We start from the raw sequence: 21,167 nt of genomic DNA, 5'->3' as shown, positions 1-21,167 counted from the left end.
AGGAGCAAAATGACGTCCCAGCATGCCTACCTCGTGGGGCTGCATCTGTCCGGCAAGAAGGTCGTGGTCGTGGGTGGCGGCAGCGTCGCCCAGCGCCGCCTGCCGCTGCTGATCGCCAGCGGCGCCGACGTCCACGTCGTGGCGCCCGCTGCCACCCCGGTGGTCGAAGCACTCGTCGACAACCCCGACGGCACCGGCATCACCTTCATCTCGCGGGAATTCCAGACCGACGATCTCGACGGTGCCTGGTACGTCCTGGCCGCGACCGACGACGACGCCGTCAACGCCGCGGTGGCCGCGGAAGCCGACCGCCGCCGCATCTTCTGCGTCCGCGCCGACGCCGGCCAGGAAGGGTCGGCGGTGACCCCGGCGTCCTTCGAATACGACGGGCTGACGGTCGGTGTGCTGGCCGGCGGCGAGCACCGGCGCTCGGCGGCGCTGCGCACCGCCATCCACGAGGCGCTGCAGCGCGGCGCCATCGGCGACGCCGCCGAACCCGACAGCTACCGCGGTGTGGCCCTCGTCGGCGGTGGCCCGGGGGACCCCGAGCTGATCACCGTCCGCGGTCGCCGGCTGCTGGCCCACGCCGACGTGGTGGTGGCCGACCGGCTGGCCCCGCAGGAGCTGCTCGCCGAACTCGGCCCGCACGTCGAGGTGATCGATGCCGCCAAGATTCCGTACGGCCGGGCGATGGCCCAGGACGCGATCAACGCCGTCCTGATCGACCGGGCCAAGGAGGGCAAGTTCGTGGTCCGGCTCAAAGGCGGTGACCCGTTCGTCTTCGCGCGCGGCTATGAAGAGGTGCTGGCATGCGCCGACGCCGGCATTCCGGTCACCGTCGTACCCGGTGTGACCAGCGCCATAGCGGTTCCGGCCCTGGCCGGCGTTCCCGTCACCCACCGGGCCGTGACGCACGAATTCGTGGTGGTCAGCGGCCACGTCGCGCCCGGGCACCCGGAATCGTTAGTGAATTGGGACGCACTGGCCGCGATGCGCGGCACGATCGTGCTGCTGATGGCCGTCGAGCGCATCGAGCTTTTCGCGAAGGTTCTGCTGCAAGGGGGCCGACCTGCGGAAACACCGGTGCTGGTGGTTCAACACGGGACGACGGCGGCACAGCAGACGCTGCAGACCACGCTTGCCGACGCGGCGGAGGACATCCGTTCGGAGGGCATCCGGCCCCCCGCGATCATCGTGATCGGGGACGTCGCGGCCTTCGCAGGGTTAAAGAAATCTTAAGATTACTGTAAGGTAGCTTTCCATGACGGCTCTCAACGACGCTGAGCGCACCGCCATGGCACACAGCCGCCGCGAACCGCTCACGATTCACGTGGGGCAGACCGAGGACGAACGAAAGAGCTGGTATCCAGCTTGGCTTCCGTCCCCCCGCTTTCTTTCCGCGGTCATCGCCATCGGTGGCATGCAGCTGCTGGCCACGATGGACAGCACCGTCGCCATCGTTGCCCTTCCTAAGATTCAGGACGAGCTCGGGCTTTCCGATGCCGGCCGCAGCTGGGTGATCACCGCTTATGTGCTGACGTTCGGTGGTCTGATGCTGCTCGGTGGCCGCCTCGGCGACACCATCGGCCGCAAGCGCACCTTCATCGTCGGTGTCGCGCTCTTCACCATCGCTTCCATCCTGTGCGGTGTCGCGTGGGACGAGACGACCCTGGTCATCGCCCGGCTGCTGCAGGGTGTCGGTTCGGCGATCGCCTCGCCGACCGGCCTGGCGCTCGTCGCCACCACCTTCCCGAAGGGTCCGGCCCGAAACGCCGCCACCGCGATCTTCGCGGCCATGACCGGCGTCGGCTCGGTGATGGGCCTCGTCGTCGGCGGCGCGCTGACGGTGTTCTCGTGGCGCTACGCGTTCCTGGTGAACGTGCCGATCGGCCTCGTCATGATCTACCTGGCCCGCACCACGCTGACCGAGACGTCCCGCGAGCGCATGAAGCTCGACGCGGCCGGCGCCATCCTGGCGACCCTGGCCTGCACCGCGGCGGTGTTCGGCTTCTCGATGGGGCCGGAGAAGGGCTGGCTGTCCCCGCTGACGCTGGGCTCCGGCGCCGCGGCGGCCGTGCTGTTCCTGGCGTTCCTGTTCGTCGAGCGCAGCGCCGAGCACCCCGTCGTGCCGTTCAGCCTGTTCCGGGACCGCAACCGCGTGGCCACCTTCGCCGCGGTCTTCCTCGCCGGTGGCGTGATGTTCACGCTGACCGTCCTGATCGGCCTGTACGTGCAGGACATCATGGGCTACAGCGCGCTGAAGGCCGGCATCGGCTTCATCCCGTTCGTCATCGCGCTCGGCATCGGTCTGGGCCTGTCGTCGCAGCTGGTGGCGATGTTCTCGCCGCGCGTGCTGGTGATCGCCGGCGGCATCCTGGTGCTCGCCGCGATGATCTACGGGTCCACCCTCAACGGCGGTATCCCGTACTTCCCGAACCTCGTCATCCCGATCACCGTCGGTGGTTTCGGTATCGGCATGATCGTGGTGCCGCTGACCGTCTCGGCCATCGCCGGCGTCGCGCTGAGCGACATCGGTCCGCTGTCGGCCATCGCGCTGATGCTGCAGAACCTGGGTGGGCCGGTCGTGCTGGCCGTCATCCAGGCCGTCATCACGTCGCGCACGCTGTACCTCGGCGGGACCACCGGTCCGGTCGCCAAGATGAACGCCGCGCAGCACACGGCACTCGACCACGGTTACACCTACGGCCTGCTCTGGGTCGCTGCGGTGGCGGTGATCGTCGGCGTGGTGTCGCTGTTCATCACCTACACCGCCGACGAGGTTGCGGCGGCGCAGGACACCAAGGAAGCGCTGGACGCCGGCGAGCTGTAGCTCGATCTCGACGTAGCTTCCTGGAGGATCGGCGTGCCTTCGTTCGTCACCCATGCGTCGCTGACGCATGGGTGGCTTCCGTTTCTGATCCAGCTACTGACTTTCGCGGCACTGTGCTGTGCGGTCGGGCGACGGTCGCGGCAGTGGAGCATCAGCCGGCTGCCGTGGGCACTCGCGGTCGGCGTCGCGTGCGCGGCCGGTCTGTACTGGTACATCACTTCGCTCGGTATCGCCGGCGACCCGGCCCCGGTACTGCTGTGGATCTGGACGGCGCTCGGCGGGTTCGCCGCCACGGTCCTGATCCTCGGCTGGCGCGGATCCCCCTGGCGGCGCCGCGGGGTGGCCCTGCTCGCGGTGCCCCTGTGCGCACTCTGCGCGCTGCTGATGATGAATGTCTGGGTCGGGTACTTCCCGACCGCGTACGTGGCGTGGCACAAGTTCACCGTCGGCAAGGTGCCCGACGAGGTGGACCGCTGGACGGTCACGGCCATGCAGCTCAAAGGCATCCGGCCGCCGCGCGGTGTCGTGGTGCCCATCGTGACCACCTCGCAGGAATCGAACTTCACGCACCGCGCCGAACTCGTCTACCTGCCACCGGCATGGTTCGCGAGCAATCCGCCGCCGCAGCTGCCGACGGTGATGATGATCGGCTCGCAGCTGAACACCCCGGCGGACTGGATCTGGGCGGGCAACGCCAAGGCCACGATCGACAACTACGCGGCGGCCCACGGCGGTGAGGCGCCGGTGTTCGTCTTCGCCGACGCCACCGGCTCGTTCAACAACGACACCGAATGCGTCAACGGCAGCCACGGCAATTCGTCGGTCCACCTGACCAAAGAGGTCGTTCCGTATCTCATCTCGAACTTCGGCGTCAGTCCCGAGCCGGAGAAGTGGGGCATCGTCGGCTGGTCCATGGGCGGCACCTGCGCGGTGCAGCTCACGACGCGCCATCCCAACCTGTTCAGCGCGTTCGTCGACATCGCCGGGGACCTGAGCCCGAACATCGGCAGCAAGGACCAGACCATCGCCAAGCTCTACGGGGGTGACGCGGCCAAATGGGCCGAGTTCGATCCGAGCACCGTGATGCGGCAGTACGGCCGGTACCACGGCATCTCCGGGTTGTTCGAGATCCCCGGCACCGTCGCGGCCTGCCACGCACCCGGCCCCGGTGTGCCGCGCGATGCGCGCGCGAATCCGGAGGGCCAGGACATCGCGGCCGGCACCTTGTGCGAAATCGCCCAGCAGCACGGCATCAACGCCGACATCCGGGCCCTGCTCGGCCTGCACGACTGGGGCTTCGCCAACGAGGCCTTCGCGGATTCGCTTCCGTGGGTGGCAGGCAAGCTGCGCACGCCGGGAGCCGCGGCACCGGCCGGCTCGCACGCCGTCCCGACGCTGTAAGGGCCGTCTGCTTCGTCGCCCGGTGGCCCGCGCTCCAGGTTGCGCTGCTATTGATGGTGCATGACTGCAATGCGAGCCCGAGCTGTGATCGTGGCGGCTGTGCTCGCCGCGACGGTGATCACCGGGTGCCAGCGCCCGCCGGCTCCCGGGCCACAGGCCGGTGCGCTGACGGGCGCCCCGATCCTCAACACCGTCACCGCGCAGGCCGTGGTGCGGGACATGGGTGCCGCGGGACTGCCGGTGGCCCACCCGCGGGATGTGGCCAAGCAGAAATGCCCCGACATCAAGTGCATCGAGGCCATCGAGACCGACACCGTGACGGTGCTGGTGTTCTCCACGACCGGCGCTGCCGAAGGGTATGCGGGAGCGACGCCGGGCACGTTCCAGGCGATGAACATCGTCCTGCAGTTCGGCCCGACGGTCAGCGTGGCGGACAAGACCGCATACGAGCAGGTGGTGAACAAAGCACTGCTCTGAGCACGTCGGACGCGCCGCAGTGCTATGCATGAGGCATGACCGCCAGGGGGGTTCGACATGGTCGCGGGGGCCGAATCATGATGCTGCGGCAGGAGATTTCGGATGCGGTAAATCCGCTGGGGTGGCGCCTGGTGCTCGGTGCCGTCTACACGGAGGTGCCGGTGGTTGGCTTGGGCGCGGCGGCGGCGCTCGCGGCCGCGGTGGTCGAGGAGACCGGCCCAGAGGCGCAGGGCCACTTGACGGTCGACGTTCGCGCCGACCGGATCGTCATGCGGCTGCGCTCGGCCGACGGGGTCACCGCGCACGACATCGCGCTGGCACGCCGCATCTCTGAATCACTCGCCGAGCGCGGCGCGGCGACCACGCCGGGCGACGTCGCGGTACAGGCGATCGAGATCGCGATCGACGCCATGGACATCCCCGCGGTGCGCCCGTTCTGGAAGGCCGTCACCGGCTACGTCGACGAAGCGGGGCCGTCGGATCTGAGCGGGGGACTCGTCGATCCCGCCGGCCGTGGCCCCGCCCTGTGGTTCCAGCAGATGGATGTGCCACGGCCGCAACGCAACCGCATTCACCTCGACGTCGACGTCCCGCACGACCGGGCGTCCGCACGCATCGCGGCGGCACTGGCGGCGGGCGGGGTGCTGCTCAGTGATCGGGCGGCACCCGCGTTCTGGGTGCTCGCCGACGCCGAAGGCAATGAGGTGTGTGTCTGCACCTGGCAGGGCCGCGATTAAGCTGGCCACCCGTGATCACCCGCATGTCCGAGCTGTTCCTGCGCACGCTGCGCGACGACCCCGCCGACGCCGAAGTGCCGAGCCACAAGCTGCTGATCCGGGCCGGCTACGTCCGCCCGATCGCGCCCGGCCTGTACAGCTGGCTGCCACTGGGCCTGAAGGTGCTGCGCAAGATCGAGGACGTCATCCGCAGCGAGATGAACGCCATCGGCGCACAGGAGATCCTCTTCCCGGCGCTGCTGCCGCGGGCCCCCTACGAGGCCACCGACCGCTGGACCGAGTACGGCGACAACCTGTTTCGCCTGCAGGACCGCCGCAAGAACGACTACCTGCTGGGGCCCACCCACGAGGAGATGTTCACCCTGACGGTCAAGGGTGAGTACTCGTCATACAAGGACTTCCCGCTGCGGCTGTACCAAATCCAGACCAAGTACCGCGACGAGGCCCGCCCGCGTGCCGGCATCCTCCGTGGCCGCGAGTTCATCATGAAGGACTCGTACTCGTTCGACATCGACGACAGCGGACTCAAGGACGCCTACCACGCCCACCGCGAGGCCTACCAGCGCATCTTCGACCGGCTGGCGGTCAAGTACGTCATCGTGTCCGCGGTGTCGGGCGCCATGGGGGGCAGTGCCTCCGAGGAGTTCCTGGCCGAGAGCGAGGTCGGTGAGGACACCTTCGTGCGCTGCCTGCAGTCCGGCTACGCGGCCAACGTCGAAGCCGTCGTCACCGCGGTGCCCGATTCGCTGCCGATCGAGGGCCAGCCCGAGGCCGTCGTCTACGACACGCCGGACGCCCCGACCATCGCCACCCTGGTCGAGTGGGCCAACACCGTTGACCTCGGCCGCGAGATCACCGCCGCCGACACATTGAAGAACGTGCTGCTGAAGGTGCGCCAGCCGGGCGGCGAGTGGGAACTGCTGGGCATCGGCGTGCCCGGCGACCGTGAGATCGACGAAAAGCGCCTGGCCGCGGCGCTCGAGCCCGCCGAGTACGCGCTGCTCGACGACGCCGACTTCGCCGCCAACCCGTTCCTCGTGAAGGGCTACGTGGGTCCGAAAGCCTTGCTGGAGAACGGCATTCGATTCCTGGTGGACCCGCGCATCGTCGACGGTTCGTCGTGGATCACCGGCGCTGACGCGCCCAACAAGCACATCGTCGGCATGGTGGCCGGCCGCGACTTCGTCGCCGACGGCACCATCGAGGCCGCCGACGTCCGCGACGGTGACCCCTCGCCCGACGGCGCCGGGCCGCTGGTGTCGGCGCGTGGCATCGAGATCGGGCACGTCTTCCAGCTGGGCCGCAAGTACACCGATGCGTTCAGCGCCGATGTCCTCGGCGAGAACGGCAAGCCGGTGCGGCTGACCATGGGCTCCTACGGTATCGGTGTCTCGCGCATGGTCGCGGTGATCGCCGAGCAGCACCACGACGAGCTCGGTCTGCGCTGGCCGTCGTCGGTGTCGCCGTTCGATCTGCACCTGGTCATCGCCAACAAGGACGCCGAAGCCCGCACCGGTGCGACCGAGCTGGCCGGCGAACTCGACCGTCTCGGCCTCGACGTGCTGCTCGACGACCGCACCTCGTCGCCGGGCGTGAAGTTCAAGGACGCCGAGCTGCTGGGTGTGCCGTGGATCGTCGTGGTCGGCCGGGGCTGGGCCGACGGCACCGTCGAGCTGCGCAACCGGTTCACCGGCGAGAAGACCGAGGTTCCGGTCGACGGCGCCGCGGCGGCGATCACGGCCGCGCTGGCGGGGTAGGCCTCGTTGTGCCGCGGATCGCGGTCACCAGCTGACTGCGATCCGCGGCGTTGACGGCTAAGACTGCTCGGCGCCGCCGGGGAACGCCACGACGGCCGGCGTCATGCCGAGGGCCGCGCGCCACCGGGCGGCCAGCACCGCGCAGTCGGTGAGGGCCTTGACGGCCAGCGTCCGGTCCTCGGTGGTGGTGGCCTGCTCGGCCACGGCGCGCCACGCGACGGCGGTCTCCTCTTCCATCTGCAGCGCCAGCTTGCTCGCGTCCGCCGGATTGTTCGCGTCGATGGGGAGCTGATAGCCCGCGGCCGGCAGCGGAGCCGGCACCGACCGTCCGGCCAGCGCGGTGATGCCGGCTTCACGGTTGGCGCGGTGCTTGGCCATGGCCTCGGCCACCAGATCGTTGACGTCGGGTGTGGTGTGCGCGGACACCAGGCCGTAGCCGTAGATGGTGCCGTGTTCGGTGGCGATCGCGTCGTACAGCGCGGCGTCGGCAGCGCTGCCCGGGCGGGTCGGGGTGGGTTGCGGGCTGGTCATGGCGCGGCCTGTCCGGCGAGGGTGACGGTGTGCGCCGCGGTGCAGGCGGCGGCGATCGAGGCCAGCAGCCCGGCCCGGTAACCCGATTGGCCGGCGCCGGCGCGGCCCGCGCTGTCGGCGGCCTGTTCCAGCGCTGCCACGACTTCCTGAGGTGTCGGGGGTGCCGGCGGCGGGGTGGCGCCAGGCGTCGGCGACGCGGCGGCGGAGGTCTCGGTGGTGGACGACGGCGCGGCTGACGGCGGGTTGCCCATCCGGGTCAGTTCCTCGGACAGCGCGCGGGCGTGCGCGTCCCGGAGTGCCGCGACGGCCGTCAGCGCCGGCGCCAGTTGCGGCGGTACGCCGGTGGCGGCGGACGCGGCCAGTCGGCTGTCGCGACGGGCCCGGTCGAGTTCGGCGGTCAGGATGTCGAGGGCGGGATCGCGCTGCGGTGCCGACCCGCAGGCCGACGCCGCGCCGCCGAGCAGCGCCAGAGCCGCCGTGCCCAACAGGACACGCCGTCGGCTGACGGTGGTTTCGGTGTGCGGCACATCCACATCCTGCCATTGCGGACACCGGCTGCCGGGCACCGCGGCGCCGGATGTTCTCCGGTGCCGCGATCGCGATTGCCATTCGGCCATGCGCTGCTGGCGTATCGTTGGTACCGGGTTCACCCTTCTGGGGGCCCTGTCCGCACAACTCAAGATGAGGAGCTCGCCGTGGCCCGGGACACGCCGGAACGACCGCTGCCACCCAGTCGGTTACCGACCACAGGCCAAGTGCTTGAGCTGCTCAGCAGTGCTTTTGCGGACGCCGGATACGACATCGAAGATGTGCGGGTGGACGCTGCTGCGCGGCCCCCGCGCATCGTCGTGGTGGCCGACGGCGACTCGGGTCTGGACCTCGACGCCGTCGCCGACCTTTCCCGCCTCGCATCCGAGCTGCTGGACCAGGTGACCGCCGATTCCGAGCCGTATGTGCTGGAGGTCACCTCGCCCGGCGTGGAGCGCCCGCTGACCGCGGAGCGGCACTACCGCCGCGCCCGTGGTCGCAAGGTCGAGCTGACCCTGGCCGACGGCACGTCGCTGACGGGCCGGCTGGGCGAGCACGACGGCAGCGCGATCCAACTGGTCGTCGCCAACCGTGGGGTGCTGTCGGTGCAGACCGTCGCGCTCGCGGACATTACGAAAGCTGTTGTACAGGTTGAATTTTCACCACCCAATCGCCGGGAACTGGAGCTGGCGGGTATGACCGGAGAGGGGGCCGACGGATGAATATCGACATGGCGGCACTGCATGCCATCGAGGCGGACAAGGGAATCAGCGTCGACGTCGTCGTCGACACGATCAAGACGGCGCTGCTGACCGCGTACCGGCACACCGAAGGGCACGAGCCCGACGCGTACATCGACATCGACCGCAAGTCGGGCATCGTGCGGGTGATCGCCCGCCAGACCGACACCGACGGGACCGTCATCCACGAGTGGGACGACACCCCCGAGGGATTCGGCCGGATCGCGGCGACCACCGCGCGTCAGGTGATCCTGCAGCGGTTGCGCGATGCGGAGAACGAGAAGAACTACGGCGAGTTCTCGGCGCGTGAGGGCGACATCGTCGCCGGCGTCATCCAGCGCGACGCGCGGGCCAACGCCCGCGGCCTCGTGGTGGTGCGGGTCGGCACGGAGGCCAAGGGCTCCGAAGGCGTGATCCCGGCCGCCGAGCAGGTGCCGGGGGAGAGCTACGTGCACGGCGACCGGGTGCGCTGCTACGTCGTCGGGGTCACCCGCGGCGCCCGCGAACCCGTCATCACGCTGTCGCGGACCCACCCGAACCTGGTGCGCAAGCTCTTCTCGCTGGAGGTCCCCGAGATCGCCGACGAGTCGGTCGAGATCGTCGCGGTGGCGCGTGAGGCCGGCCACCGGTCCAAGATCGCGGTCGCGTCGCGCGTGCCGGGACTGAACGCCAAGGGCGCCTGCATCGGCCCGATGGGTCAGCGCGTGCGCAACGTGATGAGCGAGCTCTCGGGCGAGAAGATCGACATCATCGACTACGACGAGGACCCGGCGAAGTTCGTCGCCAACGCCCTGTCGCCGGCCAAGGTCGTGTCGGTGACCGTGATCGACGAGGCGCAGCGCGCAGCGCGGGTCGTGGTGCCCGATTTCCAGCTGTCGCTGGCGATCGGCAAGGAGGGCCAGAACGCCCGCCTGGCGGCGCGTCTCACCGGGTGGCGCATCGACATCCGTAGCGACGCCGACGGTCAGGGGGCAGACGCCGGCGGCCGGCCGACCGGCCACGGTGCCGGCCGCGACCGCTGAGGCCAAAACCCGCAGTTACCGGCGGCGTGTCGGGGCCGCGACCGCGATTGAAGTCCAAGGGCCCCGAGACGGTAGACTGCACTGTGATCCAGCGCGAGACTCCGACAGCTCCGGTGCGTACCTGCATCGGCTGCCGGAAACGAGAGCTGGCCGTCGACTTGCTTCGAGTGGCAGCTGTACGCGACGGGGACGGTAAATGCGTCGTCTCGGTCGATTCAGCGGGTAACCTGCCGGGTCGGGGTGCGTGGTTGCACCCGGTTCAGCAGTGCCTCGACGCGGCAGTTCGGCGGCGAGCATTCGCCCGAGCGTTGCGCATCACCGGTTCGCCGGACACCTCTGCGGTCGAAGAGTTCTTCAGTGCCTTACCCGCCTGACGGACCCGGAACGCCACAGCAAGAGAACAGGTAGCGAAGAACATGAGCACACCGTGAAGTCCCGATGACCATGCGTCATAGCTAAACCGAGGCGCGGCCTACCCACCGCTGACGCCTCACGACGAGGAGAGAAGTGGCAGCAGGTAAGGCACGCGTACACGAGTTGGCAAAAGAACTCGGTGTCACCAGCAAGGAAGTGCTCGCCCGACTGAGCGAACAGGGCGAATTCGTGAAATCTGCGTCCTCCACAGTGGAGGCGCCCGTCGCACGCCGGTTGCGTGAAGCCTTCGGCGGCGGCAAGCCCGCCAAGTCCGAGGCACCGGCCGCCCCCGCGGCCGCCAAGCCGTCGGGCGCCCCGAAGCCCGGCGCCCCCAAGCCGGCCCCCGCAGCGGCACCTGCCGCGCCTGCAGCCCCGGCCCCGGCCGCGGCTGCTCCGGCAACCCCGGCACCCGCACCGGCAGCACCTGCCGCCGGTGGCCCCAAGCCCGGCGCTCCGCGCCCCGCGGCTCCGCAGCCCCAGGCCCCGGCCGCGCCGGAGCCCGCTGCCCCGGCAGCGCCCGCCGCTTCGGCGGCTCCGGCTCAGCCGCGTCCGGCCACCCCGGGTGCGACGCCGGGTCCGCGACCTGGCGCACCCAAGCCGGCCCCGCGGGCTCCGCGCGTCGGCAACAACCCGTTCTCTTCCCAGCAGCCGGTCGAGCGCCCGGCCCCGCGTCCGGCTCCCGGTCCCGGTGGCCCGCGTCCGGGTCCCGGCGCCGGTGGACCCCGTCCGGGCGGTGGCCCGCGTCCGGGTGTCACGCCCGGCAACATGCCCCCGCGTCCGCCGGGTGCCCGTCCGGGTGCCGTCGGTCGTCCGGGCGGTCCGCGTCCCGGCCCCGGTGGCGGTCCGCGTCCCGGTGGTGGCCCTCGTCCCGGTGGTGCCGGTGGCGGCGGTAACTACCGCGGCGGCGGCGCCGGTGGCGGCGCAGGTGCCGGTGCCGGCGGTGGCTTCCGCGGCCGTCCCGGTGGCGGCGGCGGTGCTCCCGGTGGCGGTGGCCCCGGTGGTGGCGGCGGTCGTCCCGGTCAGCGCGGCGGTGCCGCGGGTGCCTTCGGGCGTCCCGGTGGCGCACCCCGTCGTGGACGTAAGTCGAAGCGCGCAAAACGCGCCGAATACGAGAACATGCAGGCGCCGATCGTCGGTGGCGTGCGGTTGCCGCACGGCAACGGCGAGGTCATCCGCCTCGCTCGTGGCGCGTCGCTGAGCGACTTCGCCGAGAAGATCAACGCCAACCCGGCCTCGCTGGTGCAGGCGCTGTTCAACCTGGGCGAGATGGTGACCGCCACCCAGTCGGTGGGTGACGACACCCTCGAGCTGCTGGGCAGCGAGATGAACTACGTCGTGCAGGTCGTGTCCCCGGAGGACGAGGACCGCGAGCTGCTCGAGTCGTTCGACCTCACCTACGGCGAGGACGCCGGCGACGAGGACGACCTGGCCAGCCGGCCGCCGGTGGTCACCGTCATGGGCCACGTCGACCACGGTAAGACGCGACTGCTCGACACGATCCGTAAGGCCAACGTCCGTGAGGGCGAGGCCGGTGGCATCACCCAGCACATCGGCGCCTACCAGGTGCTGACCGAGCTGGACGGCAACGAGCGTCTGGTGACGTTCATCGACACCCCGGGTCACGAGGCGTTCACCGCCATGCGTGCCCGTGGTGCCAAGGCCACCGACATCGCGATCCTCGTGGTCGCGGCCGACGACGGCGTCATGCCGCAGACGGTGGAGGCCATCAACCACGCTCAGGCCGCTGATGTGCCGATCGTGGTGGCGGTCAACAAGATCGACAAGGAAGGCGCGGATCCGCAGAAGATCCGGGCGCAGCTGACCGAGTACAACCTGGTGGCCGAGGATTACGGCGGCGACACCATGTTCGTGGACATCTCGGCCAAGCAGGGCACCAACATCGACGGTCTGCTCGAAGCTGTGCTGCTCACCGCGGACGCTTCGCTGGACCTGCGGGCCAACCCCGACATGGAGGCCCAGGGTGTGGCCATCGAGGCGCACCTGGACCGCGGTCGCGGCCCGGTCGCCACGGTGCTGGTGCAGCGCGGCACGCTGCGCGTCGGTGACTCGGTGGTCGCCGGTGACGCCTACGGCCGCGTCCGCCGCATGGTCGACGAGCATGGCGAGGACGTCGAAGAGGCGTTCCCGTCGCGTCCGGTCCAGGTCATCGGTTTCACCTCGGTGCCCGGCGCCGGCGACAACTTCCTGGTTGTCGACGAGGACCGCATCGCCCGCCAGATCGCCGACCGGCGCAGCGCGCGCAAGCGCAACGCGCTGGCCGCACGCTCGCGCAAGCGCATCAGCCTGGAAGACCTGGATTCGGCGCTGAAGGAAACCAGCCAGCTGAACCTGATCCTGAAGGGCGACAACTCGGGCACCGTCGAGGCGCTCGAGGAGGCCTTGATGGGCATCCAGATCGACGACGAGGTGGAACTGCGCGTCATCGACCGCGGTGTCGGTGGCGTCACCGAGACCAACGTCAACCTGGCGTCGGCGTCGGATGCGATCATCATCGGCTTCAACGTGCGTGCCGAGGGCAAGGCGACGGAGCTGGCGAACCGCGAAGGCGTGGAGATCCGGTACTACTCGGTGATCTACCAGGCCATCGACGAGATCGAGAGCGCGCTCAAGGGCATGCTCAAGCCGGTCTACGAGGAGAAGGAGCTCGGCCGCGCCGAGATCCGCGCCATCTTCCGGTCGTCGAAGGTCGGCAACATCGCTGGTTGCCTCGTGCAGTCGGGCATCATGCGGCGTAACGCCAAGGCCCGCCTGCTGCGCGACAACATCGTCATCGCCGAGAACCTCACGGTGTCTTCGCTCAAGCGTGAGAAGGACGACGCCACCGAGGTGCGCGAAGGTTACGAATGCGGTCTGACGCTGACCTACAACGACATCAAGGAAGGCGACGTCATCGAGACGTACGAGCTCGTCGAGAAGGCTCGGACGTAGGTGGCGGATCCAGCACGCGCCAAGCGATTGGCCAAGCGCATTTCGACGATCGTCGCTTCGGCGATCGAGTACGAGATCAAGGATCCGCGGCTCGACGGCGTGACGATCACCGATGCCAAGATGACCGGTGATCTGCACGACGCCACGCTGTACTACACGGTCATCGGGACCAGCCTCGACGAGGAGCCGGATTATGCCGGTGTCGCGGCTGCCCTCGAGAAGGCCAAGGGTGCGCTGCGCTCGAAAGTCGGTGCGGGAACCGGGGTTCGGTTCACCCCGACGCTGACTTTCGAGCGTGACACCGTGCCCGATGCGGCTCTGAAGATGGAGGAGCTGCTGGCCCGGGCCCGCGCCGCGGACGAGGACGTGGCGCGCATCCGCGAAGGTGCCAAGCACGCCGGTGACGCCGATCCGTACCGTGTGGTGGGGGACAGCGATTCCGAGGATGCAGGTGACGGCGATCGAACCGACGACTGAGATTCGGCCGCAGGGCGCGCGGGTTGACGCGCGCGGTGCGGCCGATCTGCTCGGTGCGGTCGACAGCGTCAGCGTAGTTGCCCACGTCTACCCCGACGCCGACACCATCGGGGCGGGCCTCGCGCTCGCATTGGTGCTCAGCGAAGCCGGCAAGGATGTGCAGGTCGGCTTTGCCGCTCCTGCGACCGTGCCGGACTCGCTGCAGACCCTGCCCGGCGGGCACCTGCTGGTGCCGCCGGATCAGATGCGGCCCGACGCCGACCTGGTGGTCACCGTCGACATCCCGAGCGTCAACCGCCTGGGGTCGCTGGCCAAGCTGGCCGATCCCGGGCGGCAGGTGCTGGTGATCGATCACCACGCCTCGAATCGGTTGTTCGGCACCGCGAATTACGTTGACCCGTCGGCTGATTCGACCACCATGCTGGTGGCAGAGCTGCTGGACGCCTGGGGTAAGCCGATCGAGCTGCCGGTGGCGCACTGCCTGTACGCCGGGCTGACCACCGACACGGGGTCGTTCCGCTGGGCCAGTCCGCGGGCCTACCGGCTCGCGGCCCGGCTGCTGGACATCGGCGTCGACAACGCCGCCGTCAGCCGCGCGCTGCTCGACACCCACCCGTATTCGTGGCTGCCCATGCTGTCCCGGGTGCTGTCGACGGCGTGCCTGGTGCCCGATGCCGCCGGCGGCAAAGGCCTGGTGTATGCCGTTGTGTCACACCAGGAATACGTGGCTGCCCGATCGGAAGAGGTCGAGAGCATCGTGGACATCGTGCGCACCACGTCCGAGGCCGAGGTGGCCGCGGTGCTCAAGGAGATCGAGCCGGGGCAGTGGTCGGTATCCCTGCGGGCCAAGACCGCGGTCGACGTGTCGGTGCTGGCGAGTTCCTTCGGCGGCGGCGGCCACCGGTTCGCGGCGGGCTACTCACCGACCGGAACCACCGAAGACGTCGTCGCGGCCCTCGTCGCCGCCCTTTCTTGATCCCGCGAGCGGCCGTGTTTGTACGCCGACACGCCGTAAATTGCGGGCATTTCGGGGCCGCTCGTCGGCCGCGACGGTGCGCATCATGACCACTGAGGTCACCGGCCGGCGGATCGCGGCGTTGGCTTTCCCGGCCCTCGGGGTGCTCGCCGCCGAGCCGATCTACCTGCTGCTCGACACCGCCGTCGTCGGCCGGCTGGGCGCGCTGCCCTTGGCCGGTCTGGCCGTCGGTGGACTGATCCTGAGTCTGGTCGGGTCGCAGCTGACGTTCTTGTCGTACGGCACGACGTCGCGGTCGGCCCGGAGTTTCGGCGCCGGTGACCGGGCCGGCGCGGTCGGGGAGGGCGTGCAGGCGACGTGGCTGGCGCTGGCACTCGGTGTGCTGATCGTCGTCGTGGTGCAGGCGCTGGCCCCGTTGCTGCTCACGGCCATCGCCGGCTCGCGGGGCGGCATCGCCGAGACCGCGTTGCCGTGGCTGCGCGTGGCGATCCTGGCCGTGCCGGCGATCCTGATGTCGATGGCCGGCAACGGCTGGCTGCGCGGCGTGCAGGACACCGTGCGACCGCTGCGGTATGTGCTTGTCGGCGTAGGTATTTCAGCGGTGCTGTGTCCACTGCTGGTGTTCGGGTGGCTCGGATTGCCGCGGCTGGGCCTGACGGGCTCCGCGGTGGCGAACCTCGTGGGGCAGTGGCTCGCCGCGGCGCTTTTCGGGTATGCGTTGTTGTCCGAACGGGTTTCGCTGCGGCTGCGGCCCGACGTGCTGCGCGCCCAACTGACCATGGGGCGCGACCTGGTGCTGCGGTCCCTGGCGTTCCAGGTGTGTTTCCTATCTGCCGGCGCGGTCGCGGCCCGGTTCGGTGCGGCCGCCGTCGCCGCCCATCAGGTGGTGCTTCAGCTGTGGAATTTCCTTGCGCTGGTGCTGGATTCGCTGGCCATCGCGGCGCAGTCGCTGGTCGGCGCGGCCCTCGGCGCGGGGGAGCCGGCGCACGCCAAGACGGTGTCGCGGCGCGTGACGGTCTACTCGGCCGCCGCGGCGACGGTGCTCGCGGCCGTGTTCGCACTCGGCTCCGGCGTGCTGCCGGCAGTGTTCACCGCCGATCATGCGGTGCGGGACCAGATCGGCATCCCGTGGTGGTTCATGGTGGCCCAATTGCCCATCGCCGGAATCGTTTTCGCCCTCGACGGGGTGCTGCTGGGCGCCGGTGACGCGAAGTTCATGCGCAACGCCACCCTGATCAGCGGGCTCGTCGGCTTCCTGCCCCTGATCTGGCTGTCGCTGGCCTTCGGGTGGGGCCTGGCCGGCATCTGGTCCGGGCTCAGCACATTTTTGGTGCTGCGACTCGTCTTCGTCGGCTGGCGCGCGTTGTCCGGCCGCTGGGCGTAACTGGCGCGCCTTCCGCGAGCGTGCGTGTCTGCGTGCGACACACCGAGGGTTCCGGACAGAAACGTCCCGCTCAGCGCTGGTGAGCGGGACGTTCTTGTACAGCTGGAGCGGCGTGTCGGCGTACAAACACGGTCGCTCGCGGAAGAGGGAGAACTGCTACTAGACCTGGGTGCGGCCGCGCTGCATGACGGCGTCGCGGTTGGCGGCGATGTCGTTGCCGCTGGACGCGTCCATCCACTTCCGGGCCGACGCGGCTTCGATCCACAGCCCGGCGTCGGTCTGGGAGCCGTCGATCTTGTGGTACGAGTCCAGCAGCGCGCGCACGGCGTTCTGGTTGTTCCCGACGATCGAGGCGGCCACGCGGCGCGCCGTCGGGAGCAGTTCGTCGTGCGGCACCACCTCGGTGACCAGCCCGGCGCGCAGCGCCTCGGCCGCCGACAGGTAGTCGCCGGTCAGGCTCATCCTGCGGGCCAGGCCGACGCCGGCCTTCTGCGGCAGCCGCACACTGAGGCCCCACGTCGGCAGCAGCCCGACGCGGGCGTGGGTGTCGGCGAACTTGGCGTTCTCGGAGGCGATCAGGATGTCGCAGTACAGGGCGAGTTCCAGGCCGCCGGTGACGGCCGCGCCGTTGATGGCGCCGATCACGGGCTTGGTCATGTTGGGCCACTTCGGCGAGATGTCCGGCAGATCCGCGCCTTCGCCGAGTTCCTTGAGGTCGAGGCCGGCGCAGAACACCGGGTCGGCGCCCGTCAGGATCACCACGTCGACGTCCGGGTCGGCCTCGGCCTGGCGCAGTGCGCCGTAGAAGGCGTCGCGCAGCTCGTAGGACAGCGCGTTCCGGGACTTGGGCCGGTTCAGCATCAGGGTGCGAACCCGGTCGGTGGTGTCGATCAGTAGAACGTCGGTCACATTGGCTCCTTGTTTCGTGGTCACCCACCGACACCGTAACTTGCGGCCCGGAACGGCCACTTGCGCCCTGGAATGGCGGTCCCAACCATAGGATCGTGTAAGGGATGGCCCCACTGAACTGTCGGGCCGGCAACGTCAGCGCATACTCGAGAAGCCGCTGACCCAGGCGAAATCCAACTCCTGCGGCGTCCGACCCCCGATCAGAGGTGACAGTCATGTCTGACCCCCATGGCATGCAGTACGGGCAAATCCCAGCCGGCCCGCCGTTGCCGGTCGACTACAGCGTCCAGCCGTATCCGCCCGGCCCGCCTGCGGATCCGGGTCTACGCCCTCGGACACTGTCGCTGGCGATCGTCGGGATGTGGATCGGCGCCGCACTCGTTGTCGTCCTCGCCGCACTGGGGGCGCTATTCGCCGAGGGCCTGCCTGCGGGATCCGAGGCCGAGCGGGCTGGGCGGATGATCGGCTTGTTGGTGGGGCTGCTCCTTTTCGGCGTCATGCAGCTCGGGCTGTGGATCTGGATGGCCCTCGCTGCTGCCAAGGCCGTCGCATGGGCCCGTGTTGTGGCCACGGTTTTGGGCGCCATCGGCATCGTGATGCGTCTGGCATTCCTCGTGGGCGACATTGTGGCAATTACGGTCGACGGCGTTCCGGACGTCATGGCCAGCCACGTGGTCATCGAAGGAACCATCAATGCAGCGTTTGTGGTTGTCGCGATCGCTGTCCTGGTCCTGCTGTGGCTTCCGTCGACGTCGGCGCACTACCGCGCCGTTGCCGAGGCGAAGCGGTATCGCATGGCACCGTCGTGATTTGCCCGCTCGCCTCGGAGCGCGCCTATCGTGGAGCCATGTGCCGCAACATCACCGAACTGCGTGGCCTGGAGCCGGCCGCCACGGCCGAGGAGATCGAGGCCGCCGCGCGTCAGTACATCCGTAAGGTCAGCGGGATCACCCGTCCCACCGCTGCCAACGTCGATGCTTTCGAAGCCGCCGTCGCGGAGGTCACGGCCGTCACCGAGAGGCTGTTGGACCAGCTGCCGGCCCGTCGGCAGCCGCCCAAGACGGTGCCGCCGTTGCGGCGGCCCGAGGTGCAGGCGAGGTTGGCCGCCAAGTGAATTCGCCCGCGCTCAAGGAGTGGGGCGCGGCGGTCCAGGCGCTGCTCGACGGGCGGCAGACGGTCCTGTTGCGCAAGGGTGGCATCGGGGAGAAGCGTTTCGAGGTATCGGCGCCGGAGTTCGTGTTCTTCCCGACGGCCGAGCACAGCCACGCGCAACGGGTCCGGCCCGAATTCACCGATCTGCTGAACCGGGCGGCCGGGGACAGCACCGATACCGAGGTGGTTGTGCGCGGTGGCGCGAAAGTCGTTGCCGCCGTGGCAGTCGAGCGTCCGGAGCAGCTGGATGCCATCGCCGATCTTCATATCTGGACCGCTGAGTCCGTTCAGAACGACCGGCTGGATTTCCGGCCCCGGCACCGGCTGACGGTCCTGGTGGTGCAGGCGAAACCGCTCGTGGCGCCGGTGCGGCTGCCGCGCACCCCGGACTACGCCGGCTGCCGCAGCTGGGTGGAGCTGCCCGTCACACCCGAGTGGGGCTCGCCGGTGCACGACGACGCGGCGCTGGCCGCCGTCGCCCAGCGGGTGCGTGACTCAGTCGGCTGACAGCGCCACCGTCGGTAGCAGCAGCCGCGACACCCCGCCCGTCCCGTGATGGATCGTGTGCGTGGCCGGCACCATGCGCTCGCCGGAGACGACGGGCTCGCCGGTGCCGAGGTTGCGGTCGTAACGGGGGTGGCAGCCGCCCGCGACGATCACCCGTAGCCGGGACCCGGCCGGGATCCGGTGCGCGACGGCGTCGAGCTCGAGTCGGATGGTCTCGGGTTCGTCGGAAGGTGTTGTGAGCCTGCGGAATCCATCGCTGACGTTGCGGGACTTGCCGTTGACGTCGACCACGCTGAGCCGGACGAAGATGTCCCGGTTGGGGTTGTCGCAGGACTGCGTCAGCTCGATCACCGGCGTGCCGACCAGGTACAGGTCTTCGGTGAGCGGCTCACCGGTGAAGTCGACGACGTCGGGCCGCCGGCTGAGGGCGGAGTCCTCCTGGTAACCCGCCGACGACGACAGCAGCCGGCCGCCCAGCGTGGGCGTCGGCGCCGCGGGATCGAAGGTGAACCGCGACGGCGGTGCGGTATCGGCGGGCACGGTCGCGCTGAGCCGGTGCGTCGGTCGCAGGTGGAGCGTGAGTTCGGTGGCAGCCGGTGGCCAGTCCGGCATGGTCAGCCAGCCCTGTCCGTTGACCTCGACCCGGACGGCCGCCCGTTCGGATGCCGGCGCGCGCTCGGCCAGGTGGGTATCGAGCCATGCCAGGGATTCGCGCAGCACCGTGGCGCCACCGCGGGCCATCACCTGGCTGTGGGTCCACGACCCGATGGTGACGGCGGTGGGCACGCCGCGATCGTGCAGACACTGGAATTGGGTCAGGGTCTGTTCCAGGAACAGGTCCTGCCAGCCGCCGATCAGCAGCACCGGCACGTCGACCTTGTCCAGCGTGTCGGACAGGGCCATGTTCTCCCAGAACGGGTCGGTGCCGTCGGGGTGGCTGAGCCACGATTCGTACCAGGGCGCTCCGGAACGCAGCAGCTGACGTCCGGCGGCCCCGGCGGGAGCCTGTGTGTGGGTGCGGGCGACCAGGCGCGGTGCCAGGAACCGCCGCAGCACCACGGCCAGCGGCCGATCTTCCTGGTGCGCCATCATGTCGCTCCAGCCCAGGAAGTTGTCGAGCGTGAACGCGCCTGTGCCCCAGGTTGATTCAGCGAAGTCGTGAGGGCCCACCATGACGATCGCGGCCTTCAGCTCAGGCGGGGGATCGGTGAGCAGCGCCCACTGCGTGAAGCCCAGGTACGACAACCCGATCGTCGCGAACGTGCCGGTGAACCACGGCTGGTCGCGCAGCCAGGCGGCGGTGTCGACGGCGTCCGCGATCTCGTTGACCATGGGCTCGAAGTCGCCGCCGGAGCCGAACGTGCCGCGCACGCTCTGCAGCAGCACGTGGTAGCCGCGGCGGGCGTACGCAGCACCGAAGGCAGGGCCGAACGGGAAACCGCGTCCGTAGGGGCAACGGACCAGCAGGGTGCCTTTGGCGGTGCCGGTGGGGGCGTAGTGGCTGCCGACGAGTTCGACGCCGTCCCGCATCGGGGTGGTGACGCGACTGACGGTGTAATCCGTCGTCGGCGGCGGGACGTCGAGGACGCGGCTCAGCAACCGGGAGCCGAGACGGGCGATTCGGGAGCTCACGTTTCGAAGGGTACTGATTGGCGGGGGACCGTGACGGCCGTGAGGTCCTCCGGCCGGATCGCGCATGCAAGATTTGATGCTCCTATTGGTGTCAAGCAGCTTGGAGCCATGATCTGTATTGATCAGCCAGGGCGTCGTCGCGTTGTAGTCCGCGTTCGATGCGGGAGATGACGGTGGGCCAGACGCCGAAGTGGTTCGCAGCGGCGGTGACGGTGATGTTTTTGGATTGCCGGGCTGGCCGTAGGTCGTTGTATTCAGGTACTGCGATCTGGCGGGTCAGGAGTTTGAAGACTTCGCGGGCGATGGCCCGTTTGAGTTTGCGCAGGATCTCCATTTTGTTGTGGCCCTTGGCGAGCTGTCGTTGCACGTAGTCCTTGGTCGACTGGTGACTGGACATGCGCACCAGGGCGATGCGGTGCAGCGCGTTGTTGGCGGCGCGGTCACCGCCGCGCGATAGGCGGTGCCGGTTGGTCTTACCCGAGGACGCCGGCACTGGCGCGGTGCCGCACAGAGCGGCGAACGCGGCTTCACTGTGCAGCCGGTGCGGGTTGGCTCCGGCGGTGATCAATAGCTGGGCGGCGGTGTCCGGGCCGACACCGTAGGCAGCGCGCAGGCCGGGGTTGGCCTTGGCGACAAGGGCATCGATCTGCGTTTGCAGGGTTTCGGCTTGGGTTTCGAGGAATTGCACGCGTTGGGCGAGCATCTTGGCCGCGGTGAGCAGCGACTGTGCCCACGTGTCGGCCA

Annotated in this window: 21 protein-coding genes; 16 read left to right on the top strand and 5 right to left on the bottom strand. The window is 69.5% G+C overall.

Annotated features, from left to right (window positions below):
• Window positions 1-9: 9 nt before the first annotated feature.
• The 6 genes from cobA (at window position 10) to ACJH7A_RS01395 (ending at window position 7,202) form a co-directional block, all read left to right on the top strand.
• The gene (gene cobA, locus ACJH7A_RS01420) at window positions 10-1,239 is read left to right on the top strand and encodes a uroporphyrinogen-III C-methyltransferase (RefSeq protein ID WP_212811801.1); all 1,230 of its coding nucleotides are present in this window, start codon (window positions 10-12) and stop codon (window positions 1,237-1,239) included.
• Window positions 1,240-1,294: 55 nt separating this feature from the next.
• Complete coding sequence (locus tag ACJH7A_RS01415; protein WP_244872949.1) at window positions 1,295-2,830, top strand: MFS transporter; 1,536 nt, start codon at window positions 1,295-1,297, stop codon at window positions 2,828-2,830.
• Between the two features lie 33 nt (window positions 2,831-2,863).
• Complete coding sequence (locus ACJH7A_RS01410; RefSeq protein WP_212811799.1) at window positions 2,864-4,231, top strand: alpha/beta hydrolase family protein; 1,368 nt, start codon at window positions 2,864-2,866, stop codon at window positions 4,229-4,231.
• A 60-nt stretch (window positions 4,232-4,291) separates the two neighbouring features.
• The gene (locus ACJH7A_RS01405; protein ID WP_213020312.1) at window positions 4,292-4,708 is read left to right on the top strand and encodes a hypothetical protein; all 417 of its coding nucleotides are present in this window, start codon (window positions 4,292-4,294) and stop codon (window positions 4,706-4,708) included.
• Window positions 4,709-4,788: 80 nt separating this feature from the next.
• A complete protein-coding gene (locus ACJH7A_RS01400; protein WP_212814845.1) occupies window positions 4,789-5,445 on the top strand; it encodes a VOC family protein in 657 nt (218 codons plus the stop codon).
• 11 nt (window positions 5,446-5,456) lie between these two features.
• Entirely contained in the window at window positions 5,457-7,202 is a 1,746-nt protein-coding gene (locus ACJH7A_RS01395) for a proline--tRNA ligase (RefSeq protein ID WP_212811797.1), read from the top strand.
• 57 nt (window positions 7,203-7,259) lie between these two features.
• Here the strand turns inward: ACJH7A_RS01395 and ACJH7A_RS01390 are convergent, their stop codons facing one another.
• A complete protein-coding gene (locus ACJH7A_RS01390; RefSeq protein WP_212811796.1) occupies window positions 7,260-7,733 on the bottom strand; it encodes a ferritin-like domain-containing protein in 474 nt (157 codons plus the stop codon).
• Entirely contained in the window at window positions 7,730-8,260 is a 531-nt protein-coding gene (locus ACJH7A_RS01385) for a hypothetical protein (protein WP_212811795.1), read from the bottom strand. The genes ACJH7A_RS01390 and ACJH7A_RS01385 overlap by 4 nt, the downstream gene beginning before the upstream one ends.
• A gap of 168 nt (window positions 8,261-8,428) precedes the next feature.
• On the opposite strand from ACJH7A_RS01385, the gene rimP reads away from it, so the two are divergent.
• From rimP to ACJH7A_RS01350, 7 genes are all read left to right on the top strand, one after another.
• Window positions 8,429-8,983: a ribosome maturation factor RimP gene (gene rimP / locus ACJH7A_RS01380; RefSeq protein ID WP_212811794.1), complete on the top strand. Its 555-nt coding sequence runs from the start codon at window positions 8,429-8,431 to the stop codon at window positions 8,981-8,983.
• Window positions 8,980-10,023 (top strand): transcription termination factor NusA, encoded by a 1,044-nt coding sequence (nusA, locus tag ACJH7A_RS01375; protein WP_212811793.1) that lies wholly within the window; start codon window positions 8,980-8,982, stop codon window positions 10,021-10,023. The genes rimP and nusA overlap by 4 nt, the downstream gene beginning before the upstream one ends.
• A 26-nt stretch (window positions 10,024-10,049) precedes the next feature.
• Entirely contained in the window at window positions 10,050-10,397 is a 348-nt protein-coding gene (locus tag ACJH7A_RS01370) for a YlxR family protein (RefSeq protein WP_371825670.1), read from the top strand.
• A 133-nt stretch (window positions 10,398-10,530) separates the two neighbouring features.
• Window positions 10,531-13,386, top strand: coding sequence for a translation initiation factor IF-2 (gene infB, locus ACJH7A_RS01365; protein ID WP_406801320.1), 2,856 nt, complete (start codon window positions 10,531-10,533; stop codon window positions 13,384-13,386).
• The gene (rbfA, locus tag ACJH7A_RS01360; RefSeq protein ID WP_060999649.1) at window positions 13,387-13,863 is read left to right on the top strand and encodes a 30S ribosome-binding factor RbfA; all 477 of its coding nucleotides are present in this window, start codon (window positions 13,387-13,389) and stop codon (window positions 13,861-13,863) included. It abuts the gene before it with no gap.
• Complete coding sequence (locus ACJH7A_RS01355; RefSeq protein ID WP_133426021.1) at window positions 13,838-14,839, top strand: bifunctional oligoribonuclease/PAP phosphatase NrnA; 1,002 nt, start codon at window positions 13,838-13,840, stop codon at window positions 14,837-14,839. Before rbfA ends, ACJH7A_RS01355 begins: the two co-directional genes overlap by 26 nt.
• Window positions 14,840-14,924: 85 nt before the next feature.
• Window positions 14,925-16,223 carry an MATE family efflux transporter gene (locus ACJH7A_RS01350; protein ID WP_133426022.1) on the top strand — a complete coding sequence of 433 codons (1,299 nt, stop codon included), beginning with the start codon at window positions 14,925-14,927 and terminating at the stop codon, window positions 16,221-16,223.
• A gap of 159 nt (window positions 16,224-16,382) precedes the next feature.
• On the opposite strand, the gene ACJH7A_RS01345 is transcribed toward ACJH7A_RS01350, so the two are convergent.
• Entirely contained in the window at window positions 16,383-17,132 is a 750-nt protein-coding gene (locus tag ACJH7A_RS01345) for an enoyl-CoA hydratase (protein WP_205848816.1), read from the bottom strand.
• 215 nt (window positions 17,133-17,347) lie between these two features.
• Here ACJH7A_RS01345 and ACJH7A_RS01340 point away from each other — a divergent pair, with 215 nt between their 5' ends.
• The 3 genes from ACJH7A_RS01340 to ACJH7A_RS01330 are packed head-to-tail and all read left to right on the top strand — an operon-like array spanning window position 17,348 to window position 18,791.
• Window positions 17,348-17,941 (top strand): hypothetical protein, encoded by a 594-nt coding sequence (locus ACJH7A_RS01340; protein ID WP_133426024.1) that lies wholly within the window; start codon window positions 17,348-17,350, stop codon window positions 17,939-17,941.
• A 38-nt stretch (window positions 17,942-17,979) separates the two neighbouring features.
• Window positions 17,980-18,246, top strand: coding sequence for a DUF2277 domain-containing protein (locus ACJH7A_RS01335; RefSeq protein WP_060999751.1), 267 nt, complete (start codon window positions 17,980-17,982; stop codon window positions 18,244-18,246).
• Window positions 18,243-18,791, top strand: a complete 549-nt coding sequence (locus tag ACJH7A_RS01330) for a DUF1802 family protein (protein WP_267325576.1) — start codon at window positions 18,243-18,245, stop codon at window positions 18,789-18,791. Before ACJH7A_RS01335 ends, ACJH7A_RS01330 begins: the two co-directional genes overlap by 4 nt.
• Here ACJH7A_RS01330 and ACJH7A_RS01325 read toward each other — a convergent pair.
• Together ACJH7A_RS01325 and ACJH7A_RS01320 are read right to left on the bottom strand one after the other, a co-directional pair.
• Window positions 18,780-20,489: a CocE/NonD family hydrolase gene (locus ACJH7A_RS01325; RefSeq protein WP_133426026.1), complete on the bottom strand. Its 1,710-nt coding sequence runs from the start codon at window positions 20,487-20,489 to the stop codon at window positions 18,780-18,782. The genes ACJH7A_RS01330 and ACJH7A_RS01325 overlap by 12 nt on opposite strands.
• Before the next feature lie 25 nt (window positions 20,490-20,514).
• Window positions 20,515-21,167: transposase (locus tag ACJH7A_RS01320; RefSeq protein WP_406801319.1), on the bottom strand; the 653-nt coding region annotated here is incomplete at its 5' end.

It is taken from the genome of Mycobacterium sp. SMC-17 (genome assembly GCF_045310915.1).
GTDB lineage: Bacteria > Actinomycetota > Actinomycetes > Mycobacteriales > Mycobacteriaceae > Mycobacterium.
Note: the sequence above shows the minus strand (reverse complement) of the source record. Positions and strands in the feature narration are given on the sequence as shown.